General features: G+C 63.5%; 20 protein-coding genes. 7 read left to right on the top strand and 13 right to left on the bottom strand.

The window, feature by feature from the left end:
• Positions 1–99 precede the first annotated feature (99 nt).
• The 11 genes from OIN59_RS11330 to OIN59_RS11280 form a co-directional block, all read right to left on the bottom strand.
• Complete coding sequence (locus OIN59_RS11330) at positions 100–1,221, bottom strand: 3-deoxy-7-phosphoheptulonate synthase (RefSeq protein WP_274110312.1); 1,122 nt, start codon at positions 1,219–1,221, stop codon at positions 100–102.
• A 260-nt stretch (positions 1,222–1,481) separates the two neighbouring features.
• Entirely contained in the window at positions 1,482–2,021 is a 540-nt protein-coding gene (locus OIN59_RS11325) for a hypothetical protein (protein WP_274110310.1), read from the bottom strand.
• 128 nt (positions 2,022–2,149) lie between these two features.
• Positions 2,150–3,304, bottom strand: a complete 1,155-nt coding sequence (locus OIN59_RS11320; protein WP_274110308.1) for an SGNH/GDSL hydrolase family protein — start codon at positions 3,302–3,304, stop codon at positions 2,150–2,152.
• Positions 3,305–3,307: 3 nt separating this feature from the next.
• Complete coding sequence (locus OIN59_RS11315; protein WP_274110306.1) at positions 3,308–3,460, bottom strand: DUF5989 family protein; 153 nt, start codon at positions 3,458–3,460, stop codon at positions 3,308–3,310.
• A complete protein-coding gene (locus OIN59_RS11310; protein WP_274110304.1) occupies positions 3,460–3,876 on the bottom strand; it encodes an SxtJ family membrane protein in 417 nt (138 codons plus the stop codon). Before OIN59_RS11310 ends, OIN59_RS11315 begins: the two co-directional genes overlap by 1 nt.
• Positions 3,877–3,882: 6 nt before the next feature.
• Positions 3,883–5,712: a carbamoyltransferase family protein gene (locus OIN59_RS11305; protein ID WP_274110302.1), complete on the bottom strand. Its 1,830-nt coding sequence runs from the start codon at positions 5,710–5,712 to the stop codon at positions 3,883–3,885.
• 85 nt (positions 5,713–5,797) lie between these two features.
• Positions 5,798–6,685 carry a sialate O-acetylesterase gene (locus OIN59_RS11300; protein ID WP_274110300.1) on the bottom strand — a complete coding sequence of 296 codons (888 nt, stop codon included), beginning with the start codon at positions 6,683–6,685 and terminating at the stop codon, positions 5,798–5,800.
• A 156-nt stretch (positions 6,686–6,841) separates the two neighbouring features.
• Positions 6,842–8,326, bottom strand: a complete 1,485-nt coding sequence (gene tldD, locus OIN59_RS11295; RefSeq protein WP_274110298.1) for a metalloprotease TldD — start codon at positions 8,324–8,326, stop codon at positions 6,842–6,844.
• Positions 8,327–8,416: 90 nt separating this feature from the next.
• Complete coding sequence (locus OIN59_RS11290; protein ID WP_274110578.1) at positions 8,417–8,755, bottom strand: YegP family protein; 339 nt, start codon at positions 8,753–8,755, stop codon at positions 8,417–8,419.
• A gap of 86 nt (positions 8,756–8,841) precedes the next feature.
• Positions 8,842–10,017 carry a rod shape-determining protein RodA gene (gene rodA, locus OIN59_RS11285; protein WP_274110296.1) on the bottom strand — a complete coding sequence of 392 codons (1,176 nt, stop codon included), beginning with the start codon at positions 10,015–10,017 and terminating at the stop codon, positions 8,842–8,844.
• Positions 10,018–10,046: 29 nt separating this feature from the next.
• Positions 10,047–12,485, bottom strand: coding sequence for a serine/threonine protein kinase (locus OIN59_RS11280; RefSeq protein ID WP_274110294.1), 2,439 nt, complete (start codon positions 12,483–12,485; stop codon positions 10,047–10,049).
• Positions 12,486–12,599: 114 nt separating this feature from the next.
• Here OIN59_RS11280 and OIN59_RS11275 point away from each other — a divergent pair, with 114 nt between their 5' ends.
• Positions 12,600–13,184, top strand: a complete 585-nt coding sequence (locus OIN59_RS11275; RefSeq protein WP_274110292.1) for a YqiA/YcfP family alpha/beta fold hydrolase — start codon at positions 12,600–12,602, stop codon at positions 13,182–13,184.
• A gap of 30 nt (positions 13,185–13,214) precedes the next feature.
• Here the strand turns inward: OIN59_RS11275 and OIN59_RS11270 are convergent, their stop codons facing one another.
• A complete protein-coding gene (locus tag OIN59_RS11270) occupies positions 13,215–14,807 on the bottom strand; it encodes a Wzy polymerase domain-containing protein (protein ID WP_274110290.1) in 1,593 nt (530 codons plus the stop codon).
• 91 nt (positions 14,808–14,898) lie between these two features.
• Between OIN59_RS11270 and OIN59_RS11265 the strand changes: the two genes are divergently transcribed.
• The 4 genes from OIN59_RS11265 (at position 14,899) to mtgA (ending at position 19,602) form a co-directional block, all read left to right on the top strand.
• Complete coding sequence (locus tag OIN59_RS11265) at positions 14,899–16,974, top strand: RNB domain-containing ribonuclease (protein WP_274110288.1); 2,076 nt, start codon at positions 14,899–14,901, stop codon at positions 16,972–16,974.
• 33 nt (positions 16,975–17,007) lie between these two features.
• Positions 17,008–17,868 carry an energy transducer TonB gene (locus OIN59_RS11260; RefSeq protein WP_274110286.1) on the top strand — a complete coding sequence of 287 codons (861 nt, stop codon included), beginning with the start codon at positions 17,008–17,010 and terminating at the stop codon, positions 17,866–17,868.
• Between the two features lie 117 nt (positions 17,869–17,985).
• Positions 17,986–18,849: a shikimate dehydrogenase gene (gene aroE, locus OIN59_RS11255; RefSeq protein WP_274110284.1), complete on the top strand. Its 864-nt coding sequence runs from the start codon at positions 17,986–17,988 to the stop codon at positions 18,847–18,849.
• A gap of 18 nt (positions 18,850–18,867) precedes the next feature.
• Positions 18,868–19,602: a monofunctional biosynthetic peptidoglycan transglycosylase gene (mtgA, locus tag OIN59_RS11250; protein ID WP_274110282.1), complete on the top strand. Its 735-nt coding sequence runs from the start codon at positions 18,868–18,870 to the stop codon at positions 19,600–19,602.
• A gap of 27 nt (positions 19,603–19,629) precedes the next feature.
• Here mtgA and OIN59_RS11245 read toward each other — a convergent pair whose 3' ends face one another.
• Positions 19,630–21,069 carry a cytochrome P450 gene (locus tag OIN59_RS11245; RefSeq protein WP_274110279.1) on the bottom strand — a complete coding sequence of 480 codons (1,440 nt, stop codon included), beginning with the start codon at positions 21,067–21,069 and terminating at the stop codon, positions 19,630–19,632.
• A gap of 76 nt (positions 21,070–21,145) precedes the next feature.
• On the opposite strand from OIN59_RS11245, the gene OIN59_RS11240 reads away from it, so the two are divergent.
• Both OIN59_RS11240 and OIN59_RS11235 read left to right on the top strand, forming a co-directional pair.
• Positions 21,146–22,057 (top strand): helix-turn-helix domain-containing protein, encoded by a 912-nt coding sequence (locus OIN59_RS11240; protein ID WP_274110277.1) that lies wholly within the window; start codon positions 21,146–21,148, stop codon positions 22,055–22,057.
• Between the two features lie 54 nt (positions 22,058–22,111).
• Entirely contained in the window at positions 22,112–22,876 is a 765-nt protein-coding gene (locus OIN59_RS11235; protein ID WP_274110275.1) for a lysophospholipid acyltransferase family protein, read from the top strand.
• Positions 22,877–22,891 lie beyond the last annotated feature (15 nt).

The raw sequence follows: 22,891 nt of genomic DNA, 5'->3' as shown, positions 1-22,891 counted from the left end.
ATCGCCTTTCTGTGTTGTTGCGGTGACTGGGGACCGCTGCTGCACGTGGAGTGCGTGCAGCAAGAGGCCCCAGTTTAGACCCTGCCATGAAACCGGCGATCAGCGGGCGCGACGCGCCTTCACAGCCTCCGACAGTTCGACCAGCGCTTGCAGCGAGGCATCCCAGCCCAGGCAGGCGTCGGTGATGCTCTTGCCGTATTCGAGTGCCAAGGGGTCGTCCTTGCCAGGCGTGAACTTTTGCGCGCCTGCCGTCAGATGGCTTTCGATCATCAGGCCGAACACGCTGCGCGAACCGCCAGCGACCTGGGCCGCCACATCGCGGGCCACATCGAGCTGCTTTTCATGCTGCTTGCTGCTGTTGGCGTGGCTGCAGTCCACCATCAGCGTGGCGGGCAGCTTGGCGGCTTCGAGGTCTTTGCAGGCCGCCGCCACGCTGGCTGCGTCGTAGTTGGGCGTCTTGCCGCCGCGCAGAATCACGTGGCAGTCCTTGTTGCCCTTGGTGTTGACGATGGCCACCTGGCCATTCTTGTGCACCGACAGGAAGTGGTGGCCCCGGCTGGCCGACTGGATGGCATCGGTGGCGATGCGGATGTTGCCGTCCGTGCCGTTCTTGAAGCCGATGGGCGCCGAGATACCCGAGGCCAGCTCGCGGTGCACCTGGCTTTCGGTGGTACGGGCACCAATCGCGCCCCAGCTGATGAGGTCGCCGATGTACTGGGGCGAGATCACGTCGAGGAACTCGCTGCCAGCGGGCATGCCCAGGCGGTTGATCTCGATGAGCAGTTGGCGCGCAATGCGCAGGCCTTCGTCGATGCGGTAGCTCTCGTCCAGGTAGGGGTCATTGATGAGCCCCTTCCAGCCCACGGTGGTGCGTGGCTTTTCGAAGTACACGCGCATCACGATTTCCAGGGTGTCGGCGTACTGGGTGCGCACGGCCATCAGGCGGCGGGCGTATTCGACAGCGGCGGCCGGGTCGTGAATGGAGCAAGGGCCAATCACCACCAGCAGGCGGTCATCCTTGCCGGCCATGATGTTGTGGATGTTCTTGCGGGTCTGGGTGATCAGCGCTTCGGCTGGCGTGCCGCCGATCGGGAAGAAGCGAATTAGATGCTCTGGAGGAGGCAACACGGTGATGTCCTTGATACGTTCGTCGTCGGTCTGGCTGGTTTTCTCGACGCTGCGGTACCAGGCATCGCTGGTGGGGTTGGTAGTGGCCGTCATGGTTGCTTCCTCGTGGAGTCGGTTGAAGTGGATGGAAAAACGGGAGGGTTGAAAAACAAAAAACCGCCGGGCTTTGCAGCGTCGGCGGTTGGTATGGGGAGGTTGTGTGTGCTTGCGCGTTTTCCTCTCATCCGCCGGGGACCGAGATAAAAAACCAAAAATAAAACGCGCTGCGAACTTGCATGGCAACCAATGTAGCACAGGAGTGTGGGGGTTCAGCACCCTTGGCATGTTGCAAATGCACGACATGCCGGGGTGATTCAGCGGTGCCCACCCCGAAACCATGCGCGAACGCGCTGCAATGCCGAGGGCTTACGCGGCGGCTGCGCATCCTGCAGGTCGCTTGCAGGATCGCTCTGGTGGTCGTACATGTCGATGAGCAACAGCGCCTCGCCCAGTGTGCGCCAAGCCAGTAGCTCGAACTGGTCAAAGCTGGCGCTCTCCTTGGTGCTGCGCCGCTCCAGCATCAACTGCCAATCAGCAATGGCGTTGCGAAGCTCGCTCAGCGCACGCTGGTAGGCGCCAAACTCGTACAGCGCGTGCCACGCAGAGCCCAGGCCCGTCAAAAACAGCTGGTGTTCACGCGCACTGCGCGACAAGCCCACCACGCGGCGCGTGATCTCGGTGGTGTCGGTGCTGGTGCGGCGAATGCGGACGGCCTCGTCGATCTGCATGGACAACGCGCCAAGGCTGTCGCGCAGCTGGCGCGAGTCTTCGTCCGCAACGCCTTCGCGCAGAAAACGGCTGATATCTCCAAACGACTGGAGCGTCAGCAATTGACTGGGGCGCGTGGCGGGCATGCGAGATATTTTGCGCTCCTCCTCGGAGAAAACGTCATCGAGCGCTCAGCACTGGCACACGGCGAAACCGCAAAAGCAACAACGTGGGCAATCCAGTCCTCAAATACCCGCCGTCCAAAATCACCTTCTTATAGTTTTGAGGCAGCAGGCACCCGTGCCAACCGACTTGCTAACGCAGAAAACATCGCCTCGGCGACTACGGCGTTTCCTTTGTCACCAAAATGAAATTGATCGAGAAATATTTCATCTGTCGCTCTATAGCCGTCAAAAACTTTCGACAAATCAACAAATTCGAAATTTTCATGTTGCAAACCAGCCAGTCGGAATGACATCAACTGGTAACACTGTACAAAGTAGTTCTTTGATGCAGGAATGAAGGCCTTCTCGCGGGAACTCAGCGCTTTGTTGGTTACAGACAGCGTAGGCTGCAGGAAGAAAATCCAGTCAGCATTCACGTGCTGCAATGCCTGCGCGCCAAGGCGCGCATTTTTCTCCAGCCGGTAAGCCACCAACTCGGCAGTCACGGACTGGGATGCAGGGCGTGTCTGCGGCAGCTGGGACAGTTCATTTCGGCCCGCTGTTTTTAGGCCCGTGTTCGCCAACGTCTGGAAATACTCATCCGCCCCTGCAGCAAACCACAGCACATTCCGGCCAGCATCACCCCAAAAGACATCGTTGTTTCCAGACAGAGAAATGACTAGATCAGGCTGAAGCTCCGACAAATAATTTTCAATCGCAATGCGCTCTTGCGTCGACGCCCAAGCTGGATTAGCAAAGGTGAATACCTCATAGCGTAGCCCCGTCTTTTGCGACAGCCTGTCGGCCAACAGGCCATTTAGCAGACTACCAATTGTCTTTTCCTGACTGGGTGCTCCAGATCCAAAGGCTGTAGAGCCCCCAGTGAGGAAAATTCGATAGATCCCCGCAGGCTTGGGCTCCTGGATTTCTTCGCTATTGCGCATCTGCCAGGAGTTGATCCGCGCATTGTGATGCTGCCCTGGGGCAGGGGCTGTACCTACAAACGGGGTCGGCTGATTGGGAACCGACCAACTGATATTGCGAACATCAATGTTTGGATCGCTGTACGCATTTTTGATGCCGTCTCGCTGCTCATCGCTCAAAGGCGTGATTGCAAGCACTCCAGCCAAGGTCTCTCCCTGCTCAATCCAGTGAATTGTCCTCTCGAACCGTCCCGCAACGGTGTAGACCCCAGCCCCATATCCAAGTCCCACCAGCATGCACAGCACCAATGATGGAAGCAGGAGGTACAAGAATTTTTTCATGAATCAGAACAGCGTATAAATGAATGGTGCCAACACCGATCCGTGTCCAAAAACAATCAGGGCTCCCAGCAGCAGCAGCACCACCAGCACGGGGATCAACGAGTACCGCTTATGCTCCTTGAAGAACAAGACGAGTTCTTTCAGTAATTCCAACATCAGAATTGACGCTCCATGTGATCGGCCTTCCTCGGCACCTTGTTGACTCGGTATGTCGCCAAACGACTATCCCACTTCTTTTGCAAGGTGTCCTTGCCTAGCGCACGCAGCCCCCATCCGAGGGGCGCAAAGACCAGGACAAACACGACCCCCAGCACCAACCTTGTGTTGACCCATTCCAGCACTCTGCCCAAGCGCATCCAGAACTTGTACGGCCCGCGCAGCAGCCTGGGCGCAAGAAGAGCAAACACAAGAAAAACGCCAGCGACCACCCAAGGCCAGTAAGCCCATTTCATGGACCACCACCAAGGCATCAGCACGCCAAAGAACAGGGCAAAAAAGCCCGCCATTACATAGCCGAACTTACGCAGCTCGAGATCGCTCACCCCAGAAGGATTTTCAGTTTTTTCGCTCATAACGTTTTAATCCAATGCTAGGGCGCCTTTGCGGAATTCGATCTTGGCGTTCGCCTGAGCCTCCTTGGCCAACAGAACATTCCCTATCACGAGGTAGTCCATGTCCGTTCCCATGAAGCAGCGGTATGCATCCTCTGGCGTGCAGACAATGGGCTCGCCACGTACGTTGAAGGACGTGTTCACCAGAACCGCACAACCCGTCTGCTCTTCAAAGGCCGTCAGCAACTTGTAGAACTGCGGATTACTTTCGGAGTTCACGGTCTGAACCCGCGCAGAATAATCCACGTGGGTCACGGCCGGGATGCTGGAACGCACTTGATGCAACTGGGCCAAGCCCTGCAGCGACTGGTCCTGATGGAGCTGAATGCTCTCGTGCACTTGCGCCACCAACAGCATATAGGGGCTGGGACGATCAAGATGGAAATACTTTTCCACGGCCTCTTCCTTGACCGCAGGAGCGAAGGGACGGAAAGATTCCCGGAACTTAATTTTCAGGTTCAGCTGGGACTGCATGGCGCTCGAACGGGGATCGGCAATGATCGAGCGCGCACCCAAAGCACGCGGACCAAACTCCATTCGATTCTGGAACCAACCCACCACACTCTCGTTCGCCAGCAGTCCAGCGACAGTGCTGTAAAGGCGCTCGTCGTCCAGTACGGTGTAGCTGGCGCCCAGATCAGTCAACGCCTGGATGACGGCCGCCTGGCCATATTGCGGCCCCAACAAGGAGCCTTGCATCTGATCCCTGCCTTCGCCCTGCAGCCGTGGCTGCCCACGGTACGTGTGATAGGACGCGTAGGCCGCGCCCAGCGCGCCTCCAGCGTCCCCGGCCGCTGGCTGGATCCATATGTCCTTAAAAATGCCTTCCCTCAACAACCGGCCGTTGGCTACGCAATTGAGCGCCACCCCGCCAGCCATGCACAGGTAGTCAACCCCGGTCTCGCTCTGCAACTGGCGGGCCAGCTTGATCACAACTTCTTCCGTCACAGCCTGGATGGACGCCGCCAGATCCATGTCACGCTGCGTAGGGGCGGAATCTGAATCTCGGGGGGGGGCGCCAAACAGGTCTGCGAACTTCTTATTCGTCATTCGCAGGCCGGTGCAGTAATCAAAATATTCGAGATTCAGACGGAACGAGCCGTCCGGCTTGACGTCGATCAGGTTATCCCAGATTAGTTGGGTATAAATGGGCTTACCGTAAGGGGCCAGACCCATGAGCTTGTATTCACCTGAGTTGACCTTGAAGCCTAGGTAATAAGTAAATGCAGAATACAGCAACCCTAGGGAATGTGGAAATTCTATCTGCCACAGGGGCTTCAGCTCAGCCCCCTGCCCCAGCCAAGCAGAGGTAGTAGCCCATTCACCAACACCGTCTAGGCACAAGACAGCAGCCTTGTCATACGGACTGGGATAGAACGCGGAAGCTGCATGGGATTCGTGGTGCTCTGCAAACAAAATGGGCGGCAGCTCCGACTCCTTACACGCAAGCAAAACTGCCAACTCTTGCTTGAGGGTTCGCTTGAGATACAGCTTTTCCTTCAGCCATACTGGGACCGCCGCGACAAAGGAGCGGAAACCGCTCGGCGCATAGCTCAGATAAGTATCGAGGAGTCGCTCGAACTTTAGAATGGGCTTGTCGTAGAAGACGATGGAGTCCAGGTCATTCGCCCGGACATTGGCTTCCTGCAGACAATATCGAATCGCATTCTTCGGAAACTGCGCATCGTGTTTCTTTCTGGTGAATCGCTCTTCCTGTGCGGCAGCGACTATCCGACCAGAGCGCAAAATCGCTGCCGCGCTGTCGTGATAATACGAAGAAATTCCCAATATATTCATAGAGGCTTAAACACACGTTCCATGAGCAAAACTTAAAAAGAGCGCCGAAGCGCTCTCACCCTGAAAAAGTGCAACCGGCACTGACTCACTCTTTTTTAGCATTATCAGCACCAGCGATGAAAGCCTTGAAAGCTCTTCCTCCCAAGCGCGCCTGCGCAATTTCATTGAAATGCACGCCTCCAACCACAAGGTGAGCGGACAAATCGTCAGTATCGACAAGGCTAACCCGTGGCAATTCATGGGCCACCTGTGCTTGCGCCAGCCGGACGTGACTTCTGTATACCCATACCGGATTGTCCTGTATCCTTCCCACAACTACGGGTACATCGACATCGCTGGCGCACTGCATTCGAACGAGCGACTGCCGGAATTTTTTAATAAAACCACTCAAATTTTTTTTGTATTGAAGAGCCGATGTTTTATTGAGTGCGTCCGTTTCACCCTGCATCCAGAAAAGACCGGAAACTTGCAGCCTGACTTTTGATCTCTGCGTATTATAGGCGCTTGCGATCATTTTCAACAGTTCATTATTTAGATGTCCACTAGGCGCCCAATTATCCAAGCCGCCAGCGTTACGGAGCGAAGTATTCGCAACCGCCAGCTTAACGATATAACTATCGAGAGGAAAGTAATCATTCAAATACCGCGCCAAGTACAATTCTGGGCCAAATATTTCCTGAGCTGTGACATCCGCAGGAAAATCATTGGTATATTGCTTGAAGTTCTTAAAACCAAAACCAGGCCGCGCCAACTGCCAGGAAGCAAACCGGCTCCACTGCACGCCACGGGATAACCTCCCGTCGTCCCTTCCCGTCACTCCCTGGGGCGCACCGTAAATTCCATAGATTTTCACATTCGGGAAGACCGTGTCCTGCCGAGCATAGTCATCGACCCCGCCGACGATATCCCTCACAGATGCCAAGCCTGCAGCATTGGACTGTCCTGCAACCACAAAAAGCTTGCGCACCGGCACGGTGGGACTGGTATCCCGTACCAAGCACTGCTGGGCCAGGACAGCCCCGCAGGCGCCCCAGCACAGCGCGCACAACGCTACGCGCCTCAACCTGGGCCAGGAGAGTAGCCGCGTAAACTGCATATTGTGATTGGCGCTGTATGCCTGAAAACGGCATCAGGCGGTGCCGCCCACAGTCAGGCCTTCAATGCGCAGGGTGGGCTGCCCCACGCCCACCGGCACGCTCTGGCCTTCTTTGCCACAGGTGCCTACGCCGCTGTCCAGGCGCATATCGTTTCCGATCATGGTCACCCTCTTGAGCGACTCAGGCCCGCTACCGATGATGGTGGCGCCTTTCACAGGGTACTGAATCTTGCCGTTTTCCACCCAGTAGGCTTCGCTGGCCGAGAACACAAACTTGCCCGAGGTGATGTCCACCTGCCCGCCACCAAAGTTGCTGGCGTACAGGCCCTTCTTGATGCTGGCAATGATTTCCTGCGGGTCCTTGTCGCCCCCCAGCATGTAGGTGTTGGTCATGCGCGGCATGGGGATATGAGCGTAGCTCTCGCGGCGGCCGTTGCCTGTGGGGGCCACCCCCATCAGGCGCGCGTTGAGCGAGTCCTGGATGTAACCCTTCAAGATGCCGTCCTCGATCAGCACGTTGCGCTGGCTGGCGTGGCCTTCATCGTCCACGTTGAGCGACCCGCGGCGGTCGGCAATGGTGCCGTCGTCCAGCACCGTGACATCCTTGGCCGCCACGCGCTGGCCGATGCGGCCACTGAACGCGCTGGAGCCCTTGCGGTTGAAGTCGCCCTCCAGCCCATGGCCAATGGCCTCGTGCAGCAGGATGCCGGGCCAGCCCGAACCCAGCACCACAGTCATCTCGCCCGCCGGGGCGGGGCGCGATTCCAGGTTGACCAGCGCCGCATTCACGGCCTCATCGACATACTTGCCCATCTGCTCATCGTCGAAATAGGCCAGGCCAAAACGGCCACCGCCGCCAGCAGAGCCCATTTCACGACGACCGTTTTGCTCGGCGATGACCGTGACCGACAGGCGCACCAGCGGGCGCACGTCGGCCGCCAGGGTGCCGTCTGCACGGGCCACCAGCACCACGTCGTACTCGCTCGCCAGGCCGGCCATGACCTGCGCAACGCGCGGATCCTTGGCGCGAGCGCGCTGCTCCAGCTTTTCCAGCAAGGCCACCTTGGCGGTGCTGTCGAGCGAGGCAATGGGGTCCACTCCGGGGTACAGGCTGCGGCCTGCCGCTACTTTTTTAGGAGCTATTCGCGCTTTACCTGCCTGCGCTGCAGCCGAAATAGATCGCACAGTGCGCGCCGCATCCAGCAGCGAGGCCTCGGAGATGTCGTCCGAATAGGCAAACGCGGTCTTCTCGCCACTGACTGCACGCACCCCCACGCCCTGGTCGATGCTGAAAGAGCCGGTCTTGACGATGCCTTCTTCCAGGCTCCAGCCTTCGCTGCGGGTGTACTGAAAGTACAGGTCCGCATCGTCCACCTGGTGGGTGCGGATCTCGGCGAGTGCACGGGCCAGGTGGCCTTCGTCCAAGCCAAAGGGGGTCAGCAGCAGTTCACGGGCAACATCAATGCGCCGACTGGTGGCCGCACGCTGGGGCGCGGCAGTGGTAGAGCGGGAAGTCATCAGGGCATTTTAGGCGCGTGACCAGCCCCAGCCCGGGATGGGCCCACATGTCCCTATGTGACCCCTGCACCCCTCGGCCGCCCCGCCGCCTCAGGCAGCCGTCTGGTCGTCCAGCCCCGCCTGCGCAGCGTGGGTCTGCACCGACTCGATACCGGCGTCCCGCGCCTTAGCGCCGGAGTACATCTGGCTTTGGCCAATCACCTGTCCATTGCCTGCTTTGAGGGTGAAATACGGCGCTCCATTCTTGGCGCTGAGTCGACCGAAGCGGCCATCATGCAAGGCGTTCTTGCGCACCGCCTCGATGCCACCCAGCGCACTGGCACGAGATTCGTACATCTCGCTGGTCAGGATGACCTGACCATTGGCGGCCAGCAGGTTGAAGACAAACTTGTCGTTTTTCGACTTCTTGAGCTCGAACTTCGCCACCATAGACATCGCCTCCATGAACCAAAGCAAGGTTGGTCAGCGGGTTTGTACCCTGACGGCACGCTGCGGGCAACCTTACCCACAAGGCCCTATAGCGCAGCAGGGAGGGGGTCCTTGGTTTCCTGCTTCTGGGATCGCGCCACCGACATCAGAATGCCCAGTGCCAGCCCCAGCGTGACCATGGCGGTGCCGCCATAACTGACGAAGGGCAAGGGGACGCCCACCACCGGCAGGATGCCGCTGACCATGCCCATGTTCACAAACGCATAGGTGAAGAAAATCATCGACACCGCCCCCCCCATGAGGCGGCCAAACAAGGTGTTCGCGCCCGCTGCAATGGCCAGCCCTCGCCAGACCAGCAGCAGAAACCCAACCAGCAAGAACAGGTTGCCCGCCAGGCCAAACTCTTCGGAATAGGCGGCAAAGATGAAGTCGGTGGTGCGCTCGGGGATGAACTCCAGGTGGGTCTGCGTGCCCGCCATGAAACCCTTGCCCCACAGGCCGCCCGAGCCAATGGCGATCATGCCCTGGATGATGTGAAAACCCTTGCCCAGCGGGTCGCGGGTGGGGTCCAGCAAGGTGCAGATGCGCTGCTGCTGATAGTCGTGCAGCACCACCCAGCGCACGCCATCCGCACACAGCTGGTCGCCCAGGAGCACCAGGGTGGCGATGCCCACACCGCCGATCAGCACCGGCGGCAGGATCAGCTTCCAGGACAAGCCCGCAAAGAAAATCACCGAGAGCCCCGCCGCCAGCACCAGCAGCGAGGTGCCGAGGTCGGGCTGCTTCATGACCAGGCCCACCGGAACGGCCAGCAGCAGGCCCGCTGCGGCAAAGTCCAGCGGGCGCAGCGTGCCCTCGCGTTTCTGAAACCACCAGGCCAGCATCAGCGGCATGGCGATCTTGAGGATTTCACTGGGCTGGATGACGATGCCCACATTGATCCAGCGTGTAGCCCCCTTTTTGGTGATACCAAACAGCGCTACCGCCACCAGCAGCGCGACCCCGGTAAGGTACAGCGGCACGGCGCAAGCCATGATCTTCTGGGGCGGCACCTGGGCCACCATGAACAGAATGGCCCCCGCAATCAGCATGTTGCGTCCGTGGTCTACAAACCGCGTGCCATGGTCATAGCCCGACGAATACATGGCCAGCAAACCCGCGCAAGCCAGCAGCAACACCAGCAACAGGAGCGGAAGGTCAAAACCCCGAAACAGGGGCGCCAGACGCTGGACGAGCGTGGGCTTTTCAAAAACGACGGCCATCCCCCGATTATCGGGGGGATGCCGGGTGCTCACCCCGCCTGCCGAAAGGCCATCACCGCCTGGTTGCGCAGGGTGCGCAACAAGCCCAGGGCCTTGTCGTCCACCACAATGCCGCCTGGCGTGGCCTGGTCGGCATAGATGAGGGCGAAGGGCTGGCCTTTGATCTGCAGCGGCAGCACCAGGAACGACGGCGCATTGATGTCCTTGCGATACCACTCGGGCAGCCGCGCCTGCATGCGCGGCTCGGTGGCGTCGCTGATCAGGGTGTCGGCACCGCGCAGGCACACGGCGGCAAACAGGTCGCCCTGGGCCTTGAGGGGCACCTTGAGGGCCCGCACTGCCACCTCGCTACCCTCACCCAGGCCAAAGCGGCCCGTCAACATGTCGGTGCGTGCCTCGCGCAGGCAAAACACCATGCGCCGAAAACCTAGCGCGCGGAACATGGTCTCCAGGATCATGCGCAGCACGTCGTTGAGCTGAAAACTCTCGACCATGGCGTTGGTGATGTCCTGAATGCCTGCCGCCAGCACCTCATTGACCTGCGCCACCGACACCGCCCCACCGGCCTGGGATTCGAGCACGGCGGGCAGGGGCTGTGTTTCAGTCACGCGCAACTCGTGAGCGCCCAGGGCGTCATCAGACGCCGCCTGCACGCCCGCGACCGGTGGCAGTTGGAGCAGGCGGGCCGCCGGGGAGCCGGGTGCGACGCGCAGGTCCAGCGCCTCGGCCAGTGCCACCAGCTTGCGGCGCGCACGCAGCGTGGCGTCGGCGATGACCTCGGCCGACAGGGCCAGCGTGCGTGCGTAGCGCGTGCCCACCTGGACCAACTGCCCCTCCAACTGGGCGGGTTCGCAAAACAGCAGGGTGGTGGCCACCTCGTTGGCGGCCATGGCCGCCCAGCGCAGTCGCTCCACCCCCTGCTCAGGTGCGCGCTGCATGGGCGAACCCAGGGGCTTGCGCATGCAGCGCTGCAGACTTTCGGGCAGGCCCCAGACGCGCGCCACGCCCACCCCCAGGTCTTCAAACCCCAGGCCCAGCACCTGGACAGACGCCACCTCTTCGCAGCCCTCCATGCGCCCCGAGGCCACCAGGCTTCGCACCTGCCGGGCCTCTTCAGGAAAGTAGAACTCGCACAGCATGCGACCCAGGTTCTGGAACATCGCGCCGATGAAGGCCTCTTCGGCCGCCTGGCTGGTGCTGCACAACTCCGCCGCGACGGAGCCTGCCATCATGGCGCGCAAAAATTCCTCGCGCATCTGGCTGGCATGGGCCTTGTCCTGCATGTGGTCCAGCAGCACCAGGCTCAGCGCCATGTTGCGCACCGCATTGAAGCCCACCAGGCTCACTGCGCGCGACACGGTGCTGATGGTGCCCCGGCTGGCGTGGGCGTAATGCACGCTGTTGACCAGACGCAGCAGCTTGTTGGTGAGCGCCACGTCCTTCAGGATTTCGTGGGTCAGGTCGCTGATGCTGTCGTCTTCCGAATTGGCCACGCGCTGAATGCGGGCCACCGAATCCGACAAGGCCGGAAAGTCGCTCTTGTGGCGCATGCGTCGCAGCAAAAAGTCCAGTGTGGCGTTGCTGGCGGCCGAGGGGGCGCTGGCCGGTGCAGCCCAGGCACGCAGTGCATCCCGAAAATCCGCCGCCGTGGCATAGCGCTGCGCGGGGTCGCGCGCCATGGCCCGCTGCAAGATGGCGCGCAGGCCATCGTCCACACCCGGCCCCAGGTCAGCGGGCAGCACCAGGTTTTCGTTGGCAACGCGGTACAGCGCCTGCCAGGTGTCCTTCTGGTGGATGAGGGGGTGCCCTGTCAGCATCTCGATGAGCACCAGCGCCGCTGAATACACGTCCATCGCAGGGGTGGATGCGGCACCAGCTGCCGCCTCAGGCGCCATGTAGGCCGGCGTGCCGCTGGCCAGTTGGGCATCTGGCGCGGTCTGCACGGAGGCGGCCATGCCAAAGTCCATCACCCGGGCGTGGCGATGGGCGTCGATCATGATGTTGGACGGTTTGAGGTCGCGGTGCACGATGCCCGCCTGGTGAGCGGCGTGCAGGCCGTCGAGCACATCCACCAACAGGGCCACGGCGTCATGCGGTGTGCAGCGCCCTTGCTGGGTCAGGTGCTCGGCGAGCGTGTGGCCTGGCACGTACTCAAACACGATATAGGGCTGCGAGCCCTGCACGTCGGCCTCGAACACGGGCACGATGTAGGGGTGGGCCAGGCGCCCCACGTGGCGGGCCTCGCGCAGCCACTGCTCCAGCACCGACGGGTCCTGGTCCTGCATGGGGCGCATGAGCTTGATGGCCACCTCGCGCTGCAGGCGCGGGTCCAGCGCCAGCCACACGGTAGCCTGGGCGCCCCGGCCCAGTTGCTTCTTCAACTCAAACCGGCCCAGCGAGGCAGGCGGCTTGTCGCTTGATCCGAGCGCCCATCGTCTGGCAGTGGAAAGCGGGGCAAAATCGGTCATGGTGCAGGTGGCAAAACCAGGCGCCGCACGGTGTGGCGCCCTGGTGCGCACATCTTATGCCTGCGCCAGCCCGGTAAACGCAGTGATTCCCCTGCCCCGATCACTTTCTGCCCCATGACCACCACACACCTGCTGTACCTGCACGGTTTTCGCTCGTCGCCCTCATCAGCCAAGGCCCGCCAGACGGCCACCCATGTGGCAGCGCACCACCCATCCGTCACCTTCTGGTGCCCCCAATTGCCACCATCACCCCAGGCCGCCATGGCGCTGGTGGCACAGGGCATTGCAGATTGGCCTCGCAAATCCATGGCCGTGATCGGCTCGTCGCTGGGCGGGTTCTACGCCAGCTGGGTGGCCCAGCATGCGGGCTGCCCCAGCGTGATGCTCAACCCCGCCGTGGACCCGGCGCGAGACCTGGCCCGCTACATCGGCGAACAGACCACCTGGCACGACCCATCCGAGCGCTTTTACTTTCTGCCCGAGTACATCAGCGAATTGCAGGCCCTGGACATGCGGGGCCGCCCACCCTCGGCCCCAGAGCTCGCCATCATCGCCCAAGGCGACGAAGTGCTGGACTGGCGCGAGATGGCGGGGCGCTACCCCCAGGCGCAGCAGGTGGTGCTGAACGGGGGCGACCACGCGCTGGGCAACTATGGGGACTACCTGCCCTTGGTGGACCAGTTCCTGCGGCTGGCCTGAGCGCGCGGCGGCCGTCCGCCGCGCATCCGGTCAAGGCTTCAGGTGTGACGAAATCCGCCGCCCATGCTCCCGCCAGCGCTCATAGTCCGCCGGGTACGCAGCACGGTATCGCTTGAGGTGAAACGCCGCCTCGTCGTCCAGCCCCAGCATCGTGGCACTTTCGATCAGCGGCTCGATCACCCGGGGCTCCGGCGAGAAGTGCAGCAGTTTGTTGGCCACGGCAAAGACCTGGCCCGCGTTGCTAGGTGAAAGCTCCATGGTGGTCAGCAGCGCAAAATCGACCTGATCGGTGAAAAACGGGGTGTCACCCACCTTGCGTACGGTGTCATGGCGCAGGGACGGTGGCCGGTCAGCCAGCGGCTTGTACAGCTGGCTGACGCGGTAAAAATCCCAGCCCACATAGGCCCCTAGCGCCAGTGCGGCCACGATAACGGCGGCCACCACCCGGCGCGCGCCAAGCGAAGTTGCCCAGCTGGGCAACTGCCAGCGCCACAACAACGCGATGGCCAGCACCGTGACCAGCTGAAACGGCCCGTACCACAGCGGAAACTCCAGAAGGCTGTGCAGACCCACCAGTGCCAGCATGCCCCAGGCCAGTTGCCGCTCCGGATCGGCCTCGCGCCAGGGCTTTTCGCGCAGCACCCATATCACCACCGCGCCACACAAGGCGAGCGCCAAGGGCACACCCAGCTCCACCGCCAAGTGCAAAGGCAGGTTGTGGGCGTTGTCCAGCAGCACACAAAACCGCTCGTCCGGGAACACGGTGATGTAGTGCGCGTAATCCAGCTCGCCCCAGCCCCATCCCGCCCAGGGCTTTTGCGCGATCAAATGCAACACATTGCCCCAGAGCACACGGCGACTGGTGCAGCCTGGCTCCTCGTTGATGATGCGCATGAACAGGCCATCCGACGCAAATCCGGTCGTGTCCAGCAGCCACAGGGGCAGCAGCCACGCAGCCACGCCGTACAGCACCAGGCCAAACACGCCCAACCCCACAGCCAGGCGCCCCCAGGACACGCGCCAGCACAGCATCAGCCCCAGCAGCAACAGCCACTGCACCGCCCCGGTGCGCGACGCGGTGGCCGCGCTGGAAATCGCCAACAACGCCAGCCCCCAGGCCATCAGCAAACCGATCAGCACGCCCCATGCCATCCGCCCTGGTTGCAGCACTGCGTAGGGGGGGCGTTCCAGACGCCCCTGCACCTGTGCCAGGGTCCACAGCAAGGCCCATACGCCCAGGCCCAACAGCGTCGCCTGCTGATTGCGCTGGCGCAGGTTGCCAATGGCCTGCCCCGGGGTGGAGGGCTGCACCCCCGGCAGCCCAGGGTCACCCAGAAAATACTGCAACAACCCGATGACCGCAGCCACCAGCGCCGTCAGCACAAGGCCGGTAGCCAACACCCGACCCGACACCAGGGGTTGCGGAGCCCGGATATCCCCCCTCGGGCCCCGCACATGCGGACCGCCGGAGCGCCCCAGAGCCAGCAGCACCAGCACCGCGCCGCAGCTCCACGACGCCAGCAGGGGCCAGAAGTTGTTAACCGGCGCCTGTGTGAAGCAAAACAGGAAAGGCAGCGCCAGAGCCAGCAGTGTCAGCGGCGTGGCAATGGCGGCAAAGGACATGGGACAAACAGGTAGGGGCAGAAATGGCGCGCCGTGGATCATATGCGCCGCTGTCCGGGAGTCCGATGGCGCCCATGGGACAATCGCCGCCATGCACGCATTGTTTGAAGAAGCCGGCAAATTCATGGCCGGACGTATCCTGTCCGAGGCCGATACATCAGCCCAGGTCGAGCTGGACTCGGGCAAACGGGTCAAGGTCAAGGCCGCCCACATCCTCCTGAAGTTCGAGAAACCCGCGCCATCGGAACTCATCACCCAGGCCCAAGCCGTGGCCGAGTCCATCGAGCTGGACCTGGCATGGGAGTTCGCGCCCGAAGACGAGTTCGGCTTTGCCGACCTGGCGCGGGACTACTTCTCCGACAACGCCACCCTGGTCCAGCAGGCCGGCGCCCTGTTCCGCCTGTACGACGCGCCCCACTACTTCCGCCGCGCGGGCAAGGGCCGCTTCAAAAAGGCCTCCGCCGAGATCCTGCAGCAGGCACTGGCCGCCATCGAGAAGAAAAAGGCCATCCTCGCGCAGATCGACGAATGGGCCGCCCAACTGGGCCGGGGCGAATGCCCACAACCCATCCGCGAGCAGCTCTACAAAATCCTGTTCAAGCCCGACAAGAACGCGCCCGAATACAAGGCCGTGGTCGAGGCCAGCCGCGCCACGCACACCGCGCCGCTCGATCTGCTGCAAAAGGCCGGTGCCATCGACTCCGCCTACCAGTTCCACTGGAAGCGCTTTTTGTTCGAGAACTTCCCCAAGGGCACGGGCTTTCCGGCCGTCACGGCACCCGCCATTGCGGACGAACTGCCGCTGTCCACCGCGCAGGCGTACTCCATCGACGACTCGCAGACCACCGAAATCGACGATGCGTTGTCCGTCCAAGGCCTGGGCACCGGCACCGCGGTGCTGGGCATCCACATCGCCGCACCCGGCCTGGCCATCCAGCCGGGCAGCGCCATTGACCAACTGGGCCGCGCCCGCCTGTCCACGGTCTACATGCCGGGCTACAAGATCACCATGCTGCCCGACGACGTGGTGCAGACCTACACCCTGGACGAAGGCCGCGCCAACCCGGCCGTGTCGTTGTACGTCACCATCGACGAAGCCACGCTGGAATTCAAGGGCACTGAGACCAAGCTCGAGCGCGTGCACGTGGCCGCCAACCTGCGCCACGACCAGCTCGACAGCGTGGTGACCGAAGAATGGCTCAGCAACCCAGCGTTTGAGCACCAAAACGACCCCCAGCGCTTGTCTGACCTGCGCCCGCAGCTATCATTTTTGCACCGCCTGGCCAAAGAGCTGAAAGCCCGCCGCGAGGTGGTGCGCGGCAAGCCCGAAAACTTCAACCGGCCGGACTACAACTTCCGACTGGTCGGCAACAACGGCGCCGAGCCCACGGGTGATGAACAAGTGCAGATCAGCGTGCGCCAGCGCGGCGCGCCACTCGATCTGATCGTGGCCGAGGCCATGATCGTGGCCAACAGCACCTGGGGCAGTTGGATGGCCGAGCTGGGCGTGCCCGGCATCTACCGCAGCCAGGCCAGCATGGCGCCCGGCGTGAAGGTGCGCATGGGCACCAAGGCGCTGCCGCACGCGGGCATTGGCGTCAAAGCCTATTCGTGGGCCACCTCGCCGCTGCGCCGCTACACCGATCTGGTCAACCAGTGGCAAATCATTGCCTGCGCACGCCACGGTGCTACGGCCGCGCTGGCGGCGCCGTTCAAGCCCAAGGACGCCGACCTGTTCTCCATCATCAGCAGCTTTGACGGTGCCTACAGCGCCTACAACGGCTACCAGGCGGGCATGGAACGCTTCTGGACGCTCAAATATGTGGAGCAGAACGGCATCACCGAGCTGAACGCCACGGTCTTCAAGGAAGGCCCGGGCGGCAGCTTCCTCGTTCGCGCAGACGACATTCCGCTGGTGTTCCCCGTGCTGGGCGCACAAAACCTGCCTCGCGGCGCGCGCCTCAAGGTCAAGCTGGGCGAGGTGGACGAAATCACGCTGGACATCCATGGCACCGTGATCGAGCGCCTGGACGACCCGGCAGACACCAGCGACGACGGCCCGGTGGACGATGCCGAGGACGACGACACCGTGGCCGGGCCGATTGCCATTGCGGTGGATGTGAACGAGGCGCCCGCCGAAGCTACGGCGGCAGCTGCTGCCCCGTAGTACCCGCTGATTACCCACTGATAATTTCCGGCGATGAAACTCCCTGCCTTCCTCCGCACCTTCAGCACGCTGCAGCTGGCGCTGGGCGTCTCGGTGGCCGTGCACGCCGCGCTCATCTCGGTGCGCTTCATCGACCCCGAGGGCTTCAACCGCGTGTTCCAGGACACGCCGCTCGAAGTCATCCTGGTCAACGCCAAGTCCAACGAGCGCCCCGACAAGGCCCAGGCGATTGCCCAGGCCAATCTGGCGGGCGGTGGCGATGCCGACAAGGGCCGGGCCACCAGCCCCCTGCCCTATTCGGCGCTGACGACCGTCGGCGACGATTACGAAGAAGCCCAGCGCAAGATGGACGCGATGCAAGAGCAGCAGGCCCAGTTGCTGGCCCAGTTGCGCAAGCAGCTGGCCACGATGCCCGCGCCCGATCCGCGCCAGGCCAGCCAGAGCACCGAACAGGCCAGCGAGCAAGAAAAGCGCCGCCAGCTCGTCAAGCTGCTGGCCGAGATCGAAAAGCGCATCAACGAAGAAAATTCGCGCCCCAAGAAGCGCTACATCAGCCCCGCCACCCGCGAAGAAGCCTACGCCGTGTACTACGACGCGCTGCGCCGCAAGGTGGAGGACAAGGGCACCGAGAACTTCCCGGAGCAAGGCGGCCGCAAGCTGTACGGCGAGCTGACGATGATCGTCACCGTCAACCACGACGGCCGTGTGCTGGGCACCGAGATCGTGCAAGGCTCGGGCAACGGCACGCTGGACCGCCGCGCCGAAGCCATTGCCCGCGCCGCAGGGCCCTTTGGCGCCTTTGATGCCGAGATGCGCAAGAAGGCCGACCAGATCGCCATGGTGGCGCGCTTCAAGTTCACCCGCGACCAGACGTTGGAAACCGTGGTGAAGTAACTGCCCAACGGGTGCGCAGCGAGGCTTTCCATACTGGAACCAAGGGCTCGCCTGCTCACCCCACAGAACTCTCCGCACGGCCGACCGTACCGTAAGCCCCACGCAGCCCTAGCCCCCATGACATCCCCCGCCACCCCTGCCGACCTGTATTGCGTGATGGGCAACCCGGTCGCCCACAGCCGCTCGCCCGCCATCCACGCCCGTTTTGCCGAACTGACGGGTGAACACATTGCCTACGAACGCCGCCTGGTGCCCATGGACGGTTTTGCCCAGGGCGTGCATGCGTTCGCGGCCGAGGGCGGGCGTGGCTGCAACGTCACCGTGCCGTTCAAAACGGAGGCGCCCGGCCTGGCCACGGAGTGCAGCGAACGCGTACAGCTCGCCGGTGCCGCCAACACCCTCACCTTTCGCGCCGACGGCAGCATCTACGCCGACAACACCGACGGCCTAGGCCTGGTGGCCGACATCACGCGCAATGCGGGGGTGTCGCTCGCCGGGCGTGATGTGCTGCTGGTGGGTGCCGGTGGCGCCGCTGCCGGCGTGCTGGGCCCGCTGCTGCTGGCAGGTGCCCGCCACATCACCGTGGCCAACCGCACCTTGTCCAAGGCACAGGCGCTGGTGCAGTCGCACAGTGCGCTGGCCACGCTACAAAATTCAGAGCTACTAGCGCTTGAACCAAAAGCGCTAGCGGGCAATTTCGATGTGATCATCAACGCCACAGCCAGCAGCCTGGCCGGTGCTGGCGTGCCCGTGCCCGCCAGCGTGCTGCGCCCCGGCGCTCTGGCCTACGACATGATGTACGGCCCCGCCGCGCAAGACTTCCTGGACTGGGCACGCCACCACGGCGCCACGCCGCGTGATGGCCTGGGCATGCTGGTAGAACAAGCCGCCGAAGCCTTTTTGCTGTGGCGCGGGGTGCGCCCGCCCTCGGCACAGGTGTTGCGCGAGATGCAGCAACCCACCGCTACCACCGCCGCCTGAGCCCCTGAGGACGCCACGATGAAAGCCGTGCTGCGCTGGCTGGGACTGCTGGTGATCGCCCTAGTGGCGCTGCAGCTGTTTTTTGTGCTGCGCATTGCCGCCATGGTGGTCATCAACCCCCAGTCCACTACCTTCCAGCGCTCCGAGGCGTGGGCGCTGCTGACCAACAAGGGCCATGTGCCCTGGCGCCAACAATGGGTGCCCTACGGCGACATCGCTGACCACCTCAAACGCGCTGTGATCGCCTCGGAGGACGACGGCTTCGTCAACCACGAAGGCGTGGACTGGAACGCCATCGAAAAAGCCTGGGAGCGCAACGCCAAGGCCGAAGCTCTGGCGAGCAAGGCGCAGGCCCGCGCCCCCGAGCGCCCGGTGCGTGCGCCCAAGATCCGGGGCGGCTCCACCATCACCCAGCAGTTGGCCAAAAACCTGCTGCTGTCGGGCGAACGCACCCTGCTGCGCAAGGGCCAGGAGTTCGTGCTCACGCTGGCGCTGGAGCAGTTGCTGAGCAAGCAGCGCATCCTGGAGATCTACCTCAACAACGTGGAATGGGGCGAAGGTGTGTTCGGCGCCGAGGCCGCTGCACAGCACTACTTTCGCAAAAGTGCCTCCCGCCTCAGCGCTGCCGAAGCTGCCCGCTTGGCAGTGATGCTGCCAGCGCCCAAACGCTTTGAGAAAGCCCCCGGATCCGCGTACCTGGCGGGGCGTACGCGCACGATCCTGGGACGCATGGGCGGCGCAGAGCTGCCCTGAGCATCAGCCACAGGTAAGCAGCGCGCCTTATCGCCCCTGCGGCGCCTCGCGCCGCTGCAGCCACAGCGCAGACGCCCCGTCCGGCCGTAGCGTGACCTGCAACCGGGGCGCCCCCACGGCGCCCCCGGCTGGCAGACGCACCGTGTAGCGCTGCAGCAGCATGGCCGCCAGCAGCGTCATCTCCAGCATCGCAAAGTGCTGGCCAATGCACACGCGCGGTCCTAGGCCGAACGGAATCCACGCGCCCCGAGGGATGGGCGGCGCGCCGTCCAGAAACCGCTCGGGCACAAAGCGGTCTGGCTCGGCAAACCAGCGCGCATCGCGGTGCAGTACCCAGGGTGTGATGCGCAGCATGGCGCCCTGGGGCACCTGCACGCCACCCAGCGTGATGGGCGCCGTGGTGCGGCGGCTCATCAGCGCGGCGATCGGGGGATACAGGCGCAGCGCCTCTTTCAGCGTAGCGCCCAGCCAGGGCAGTTGGGCCACATGCTCGGGGCCGGGCGTGCCACCCTGCAGCACGGCATCGACCTCGGCCTGGGCGCGCTGCGCGGCATCGGGGTGCTGGGCCATGAGCAAGGTCCACCACAGCAGCGTGGTGGCGCTGGTTTCGTGCCCGGCTTGAAAGCTGACGATGCACTGGTCGAACACCTCCTGCGGCGACAGGGCCTCGCCCGTTGGCTCATCGCGCAGGGCCAGCAGCATGTGCAGCAGGTCCGAGCGCTCCGGGGCGCCGGGCGTGGGCACCTCGGCCTGGCGGGCATGGATGTGGCGCCAGACCAAACCCTTCAACGACCGGATGGCGCGCCGCTTGGCGGCCTTGCCGGGCAGGGGCAGCCAGTCGGGCAAGGTGAAGGGCATGAACATTTCCCGGAACGCCGTCTCCGACAGCGTCTGCGTGGCCCAGGCGGCCTCGTGCGCATCCTCCTGCGCCGAGGTGCTGAACAGCGTGCGCAGGATCACGTCCATGGTCACATCGGTCCACAGCGTGTCCACGGCCACCAGCGCGCCAGACTGCCCCAGAGGAACGGCAGCGTCGAGCGCGCTGCGAGCGGCGTCGGTCATCAGCTGCGCGTAGCCTGCCACCCGTTTGGGACTGAACGCTGGCATCAGCATGCGGCGCTGGCGCTGCCAGGTGGCGCCTTCGGTCACCAGCACACTCTGGCCAAACACCTGCTCGAACACCGCAATGCCACGCTCCCAGCGGATGAGTGGGTCGGCATGGGTGATGAGCGCCTCGCGCACCAGGTCGGGGTGCATCAGGTCCCATGCGTCTTCATACCCCAGGCGCATGCGGGTGAGGTCGCCGTGCTCCCGCTGCAGCCGGGTGACAAAGCCCAGGTAGTCGGCCCGCATGGCGCGCAGCAGCGGCAGCCCCCACCAGCGGCTGCGCGGGCCGCCGGGCATGGTGGGCGTGGGCTGAACATCGGCTGAGGTGGCAGGCGCAGTGTTGACAGTGGTCGGATTCATGCCCCGCATGCTGCTGCGCCACAGCGCGCGGGTATTGAACGATTGCGACAGCCCCCGTCGCCTACACTCGCGCCCCATGGCAAGCTTGGCCCCCCTCTCCCCACGGCATCCCGCCGGGTTGATCCCCTCCGGCGAGCTGTGGCTACCGCGCCCAGGCCTGACCACCTGCCTGCGTGCAGCCATGGCGCGCAGCACGGTGGGCTACACACTCAGCGACGCACAGCGCATCAACCGCTTTCCTGCATCGCCCCTGTGCAGCCTGAGCTGGTGGTTTGAGGGCCGCAGCGAGGCCCTGGTGGCCGAGCGCTCCGACACCATGCCCACGGAACACAGCCCGCGCGACGCCTACCCCGGCCGCTGGGTGCTGGCAGGCCCGCAGACCCGCCCCACCTCCAGCTTCTGCGCCGAACCCACACACGCCATGATGGTGATGTTCATGCCCGATGCGCTGCACCAGCTCACCGGTGTGGACCCCGGCGCCCTGACCGACCGCATGGTGGATGCACGTTCGGTCCTTGCACCCGACTGGCTGGCCCTGTGCGAGACGGTGCAGAACCTGCCCGACAACGCAGCCCGCTTGCAGTGCCTGGAAGACTTTCTGGAGCCCCGCTGGCAGGCCTGCCGCCCCGCCCAGTCACTGCCCACACAGCGCTACGGCGACTGGGCCGCACACCTGGCGCAGCGGGCCGCCCTGTCTGCCCCCGGCCGCAGCCTGCGCCAACTGGAGCGCCGCATCAAGCGCTGGGCCGGCCTGCCGCTGCGCGAGTTGCGCGGTTTTGGCAAGGCAGAGCAAGCGTTCTTCGACACCATCGCGGCCGATGCAGCACAGGGCTCGGTCAAGTGGGCCGACGTGGCGGCGGGTGCCGGGTTCTCAGACCAGTCGCACCTGTGCCGTGTCACGCGCCGCATCACGGGCTACGCGCCGCAGGCTCTGTACGACGGCATCTATGGCGACGAGGCATTCTGGGCGTATCGCATCTGGGTGTAGCGCCACCCTGGTCCTTGCCAAGCATGCAGGCCCGGCGCCCGTATCATCGCCGCCATGCTTGCCAAGTTGATGAGTTTCCTTCTGTTGGGAATCGTGCGGTTTCTGACCGGCTCCCAGGCCCGCTGGTATGGCTGCCCGCCCAAGGCTGAGCAGCGCATCTATTTCGCCAACCACCAGAGCCACGCCGACATGGTGCTCATCTGGGCCGCGCTGCCCGAGGAGCTGCGCAGCATCACGCGGCCCATTGCCGCCAAGGACTACTGGACCAAGACACCGTTCCGCCAGTGGATCACCACCGCCGTGTTCAACGCCGTGTATGTGGACCGCCAGGCCACGCCAGCACGGCCGATGGCGCCGGTGGCCGCAGAGCCAACGGGGGCACCAGCCGCAGCACCGAGCGAGGCAGACACAGCAGCAGCTGGTGGCCCAGACCCGTCGCCCGAAGCATCGCCGCGCGCTCCTACCCCCGAGGAGTTGCGCTCCGCCCTGCCAGAGTCCGACCCGCTGGCCCCGCTGGTGCGCGCGCTCGAGAGCGGCGACTCCATCGTGATCTTCCCGGAAGGCACGCGCGGCCATGGCGACGAGCCCCAGTCGTTCAAATCCGGCCTGTTCAAGCTGGCGCAGATGTTCCCGCAGGTGGTGCTGGTGCCAGCGTGGATCAACAACGTGCAGCGCGTGATGCCCAAGGGCGAAGTGGTGCCCGTGCCCATCCTGTGCTCGGTAACCTTTGGCGAACCCATTCAGCTCGAGGCGGGCGAAGAGCGCCGCCCGTTCCTCGACCGCGCGCGCCGCGCCGTGATCGCGCTGCGGGAAGTCTGACCATGACGAGCCCAA

Origin of the sequence: Acidovorax benzenivorans, from assembly GCF_028680575.1 — a bacterium.
GTDB lineage: Bacteria > Pseudomonadota > Gammaproteobacteria > Burkholderiales > Burkholderiaceae_C > Acidovorax > Acidovorax benzenivorans.
The sequence above is the reverse complement of the archived record's forward strand: the minus strand, read 5'-3'. Positions and strand labels throughout refer to the sequence as shown.

Excerpts from the sequence above, each read along its gene's own strand:
- OIN59_RS11265 (WP_274110288.1), top strand. The coding sequence starts at position 14,899 with ATGCACGCATTGTTTGAAGAAGCCGGCAAATTCATGGCCGGACGTATC.
- OIN59_RS11320 (WP_274110308.1), bottom strand. The coding sequence starts at position 3,304 with ATGAAAAAATTCTTGTACCTCCTGCTTCCATCATTGGTGCTGTGCATG.
- OIN59_RS11235 (WP_274110275.1), top strand. The coding sequence starts at position 22,112 with ATGCTTGCCAAGTTGATGAGTTTCCTTCTGTTGGGAATCGTGCGGTTT.
- OIN59_RS11310 (WP_274110304.1), bottom strand. The coding sequence starts at position 3,876 with ATGAGCGAAAAAACTGAAAATCCTTCTGGGGTGAGCGATCTCGAGCTG.
- aroE (WP_274110284.1), top strand. The coding sequence starts at position 17,986 with ATGACATCCCCCGCCACCCCTGCCGACCTGTATTGCGTGATGGGCAAC.
- OIN59_RS11260 (WP_274110286.1), top strand. The coding sequence starts at position 17,008 with ATGAAACTCCCTGCCTTCCTCCGCACCTTCAGCACGCTGCAGCTGGCG.
- OIN59_RS11280 (WP_274110294.1), bottom strand. The coding sequence starts at position 12,485 with ATGACCGATTTTGCCCCGCTTTCCACTGCCAGACGATGGGCGCTCGGA.
- OIN59_RS11270 (WP_274110290.1), bottom strand. The coding sequence starts at position 14,807 with ATGTCCTTTGCCGCCATTGCCACGCCGCTGACACTGCTGGCTCTGGCG.
- tldD (WP_274110298.1), bottom strand. The coding sequence starts at position 8,326 with ATGACTTCCCGCTCTACCACTGCCGCGCCCCAGCGTGCGGCCACCAGT.
- rodA (WP_274110296.1), bottom strand. The coding sequence starts at position 10,017 with ATGGCCGTCGTTTTTGAAAAGCCCACGCTCGTCCAGCGTCTGGCGCCC.
- OIN59_RS11275 (WP_274110292.1), top strand. The coding sequence starts at position 12,600 with ATGACCACCACACACCTGCTGTACCTGCACGGTTTTCGCTCGTCGCCC.
- OIN59_RS11240 (WP_274110277.1), top strand. The coding sequence starts at position 21,146 with ATGGCAAGCTTGGCCCCCCTCTCCCCACGGCATCCCGCCGGGTTGATC.
- OIN59_RS11315 (WP_274110306.1), bottom strand. The coding sequence starts at position 3,460 with ATGTTGGAATTACTGAAAGAACTCGTCTTGTTCTTCAAGGAGCATAAG.
- OIN59_RS11325 (WP_274110310.1), bottom strand. The coding sequence starts at position 2,021 with ATGCCCGCCACGCGCCCCAGTCAATTGCTGACGCTCCAGTCGTTTGGA.
- OIN59_RS11305 (WP_274110302.1), bottom strand. The coding sequence starts at position 5,712 with ATGAATATATTGGGAATTTCTTCGTATTATCACGACAGCGCGGCAGCG.
- mtgA (WP_274110282.1), top strand. The coding sequence starts at position 18,868 with ATGAAAGCCGTGCTGCGCTGGCTGGGACTGCTGGTGATCGCCCTAGTG.
- OIN59_RS11290 (WP_274110578.1), bottom strand. The coding sequence starts at position 8,755 with ATGGTGGCGAAGTTCGAGCTCAAGAAGTCGAAAAACGACAAGTTTGTC.
- OIN59_RS11330 (WP_274110312.1), bottom strand. The coding sequence starts at position 1,221 with ATGACGGCCACTACCAACCCCACCAGCGATGCCTGGTACCGCAGCGTC.
- OIN59_RS11245 (WP_274110279.1), bottom strand. The coding sequence starts at position 21,069 with ATGAATCCGACCACTGTCAACACTGCGCCTGCCACCTCAGCCGATGTT.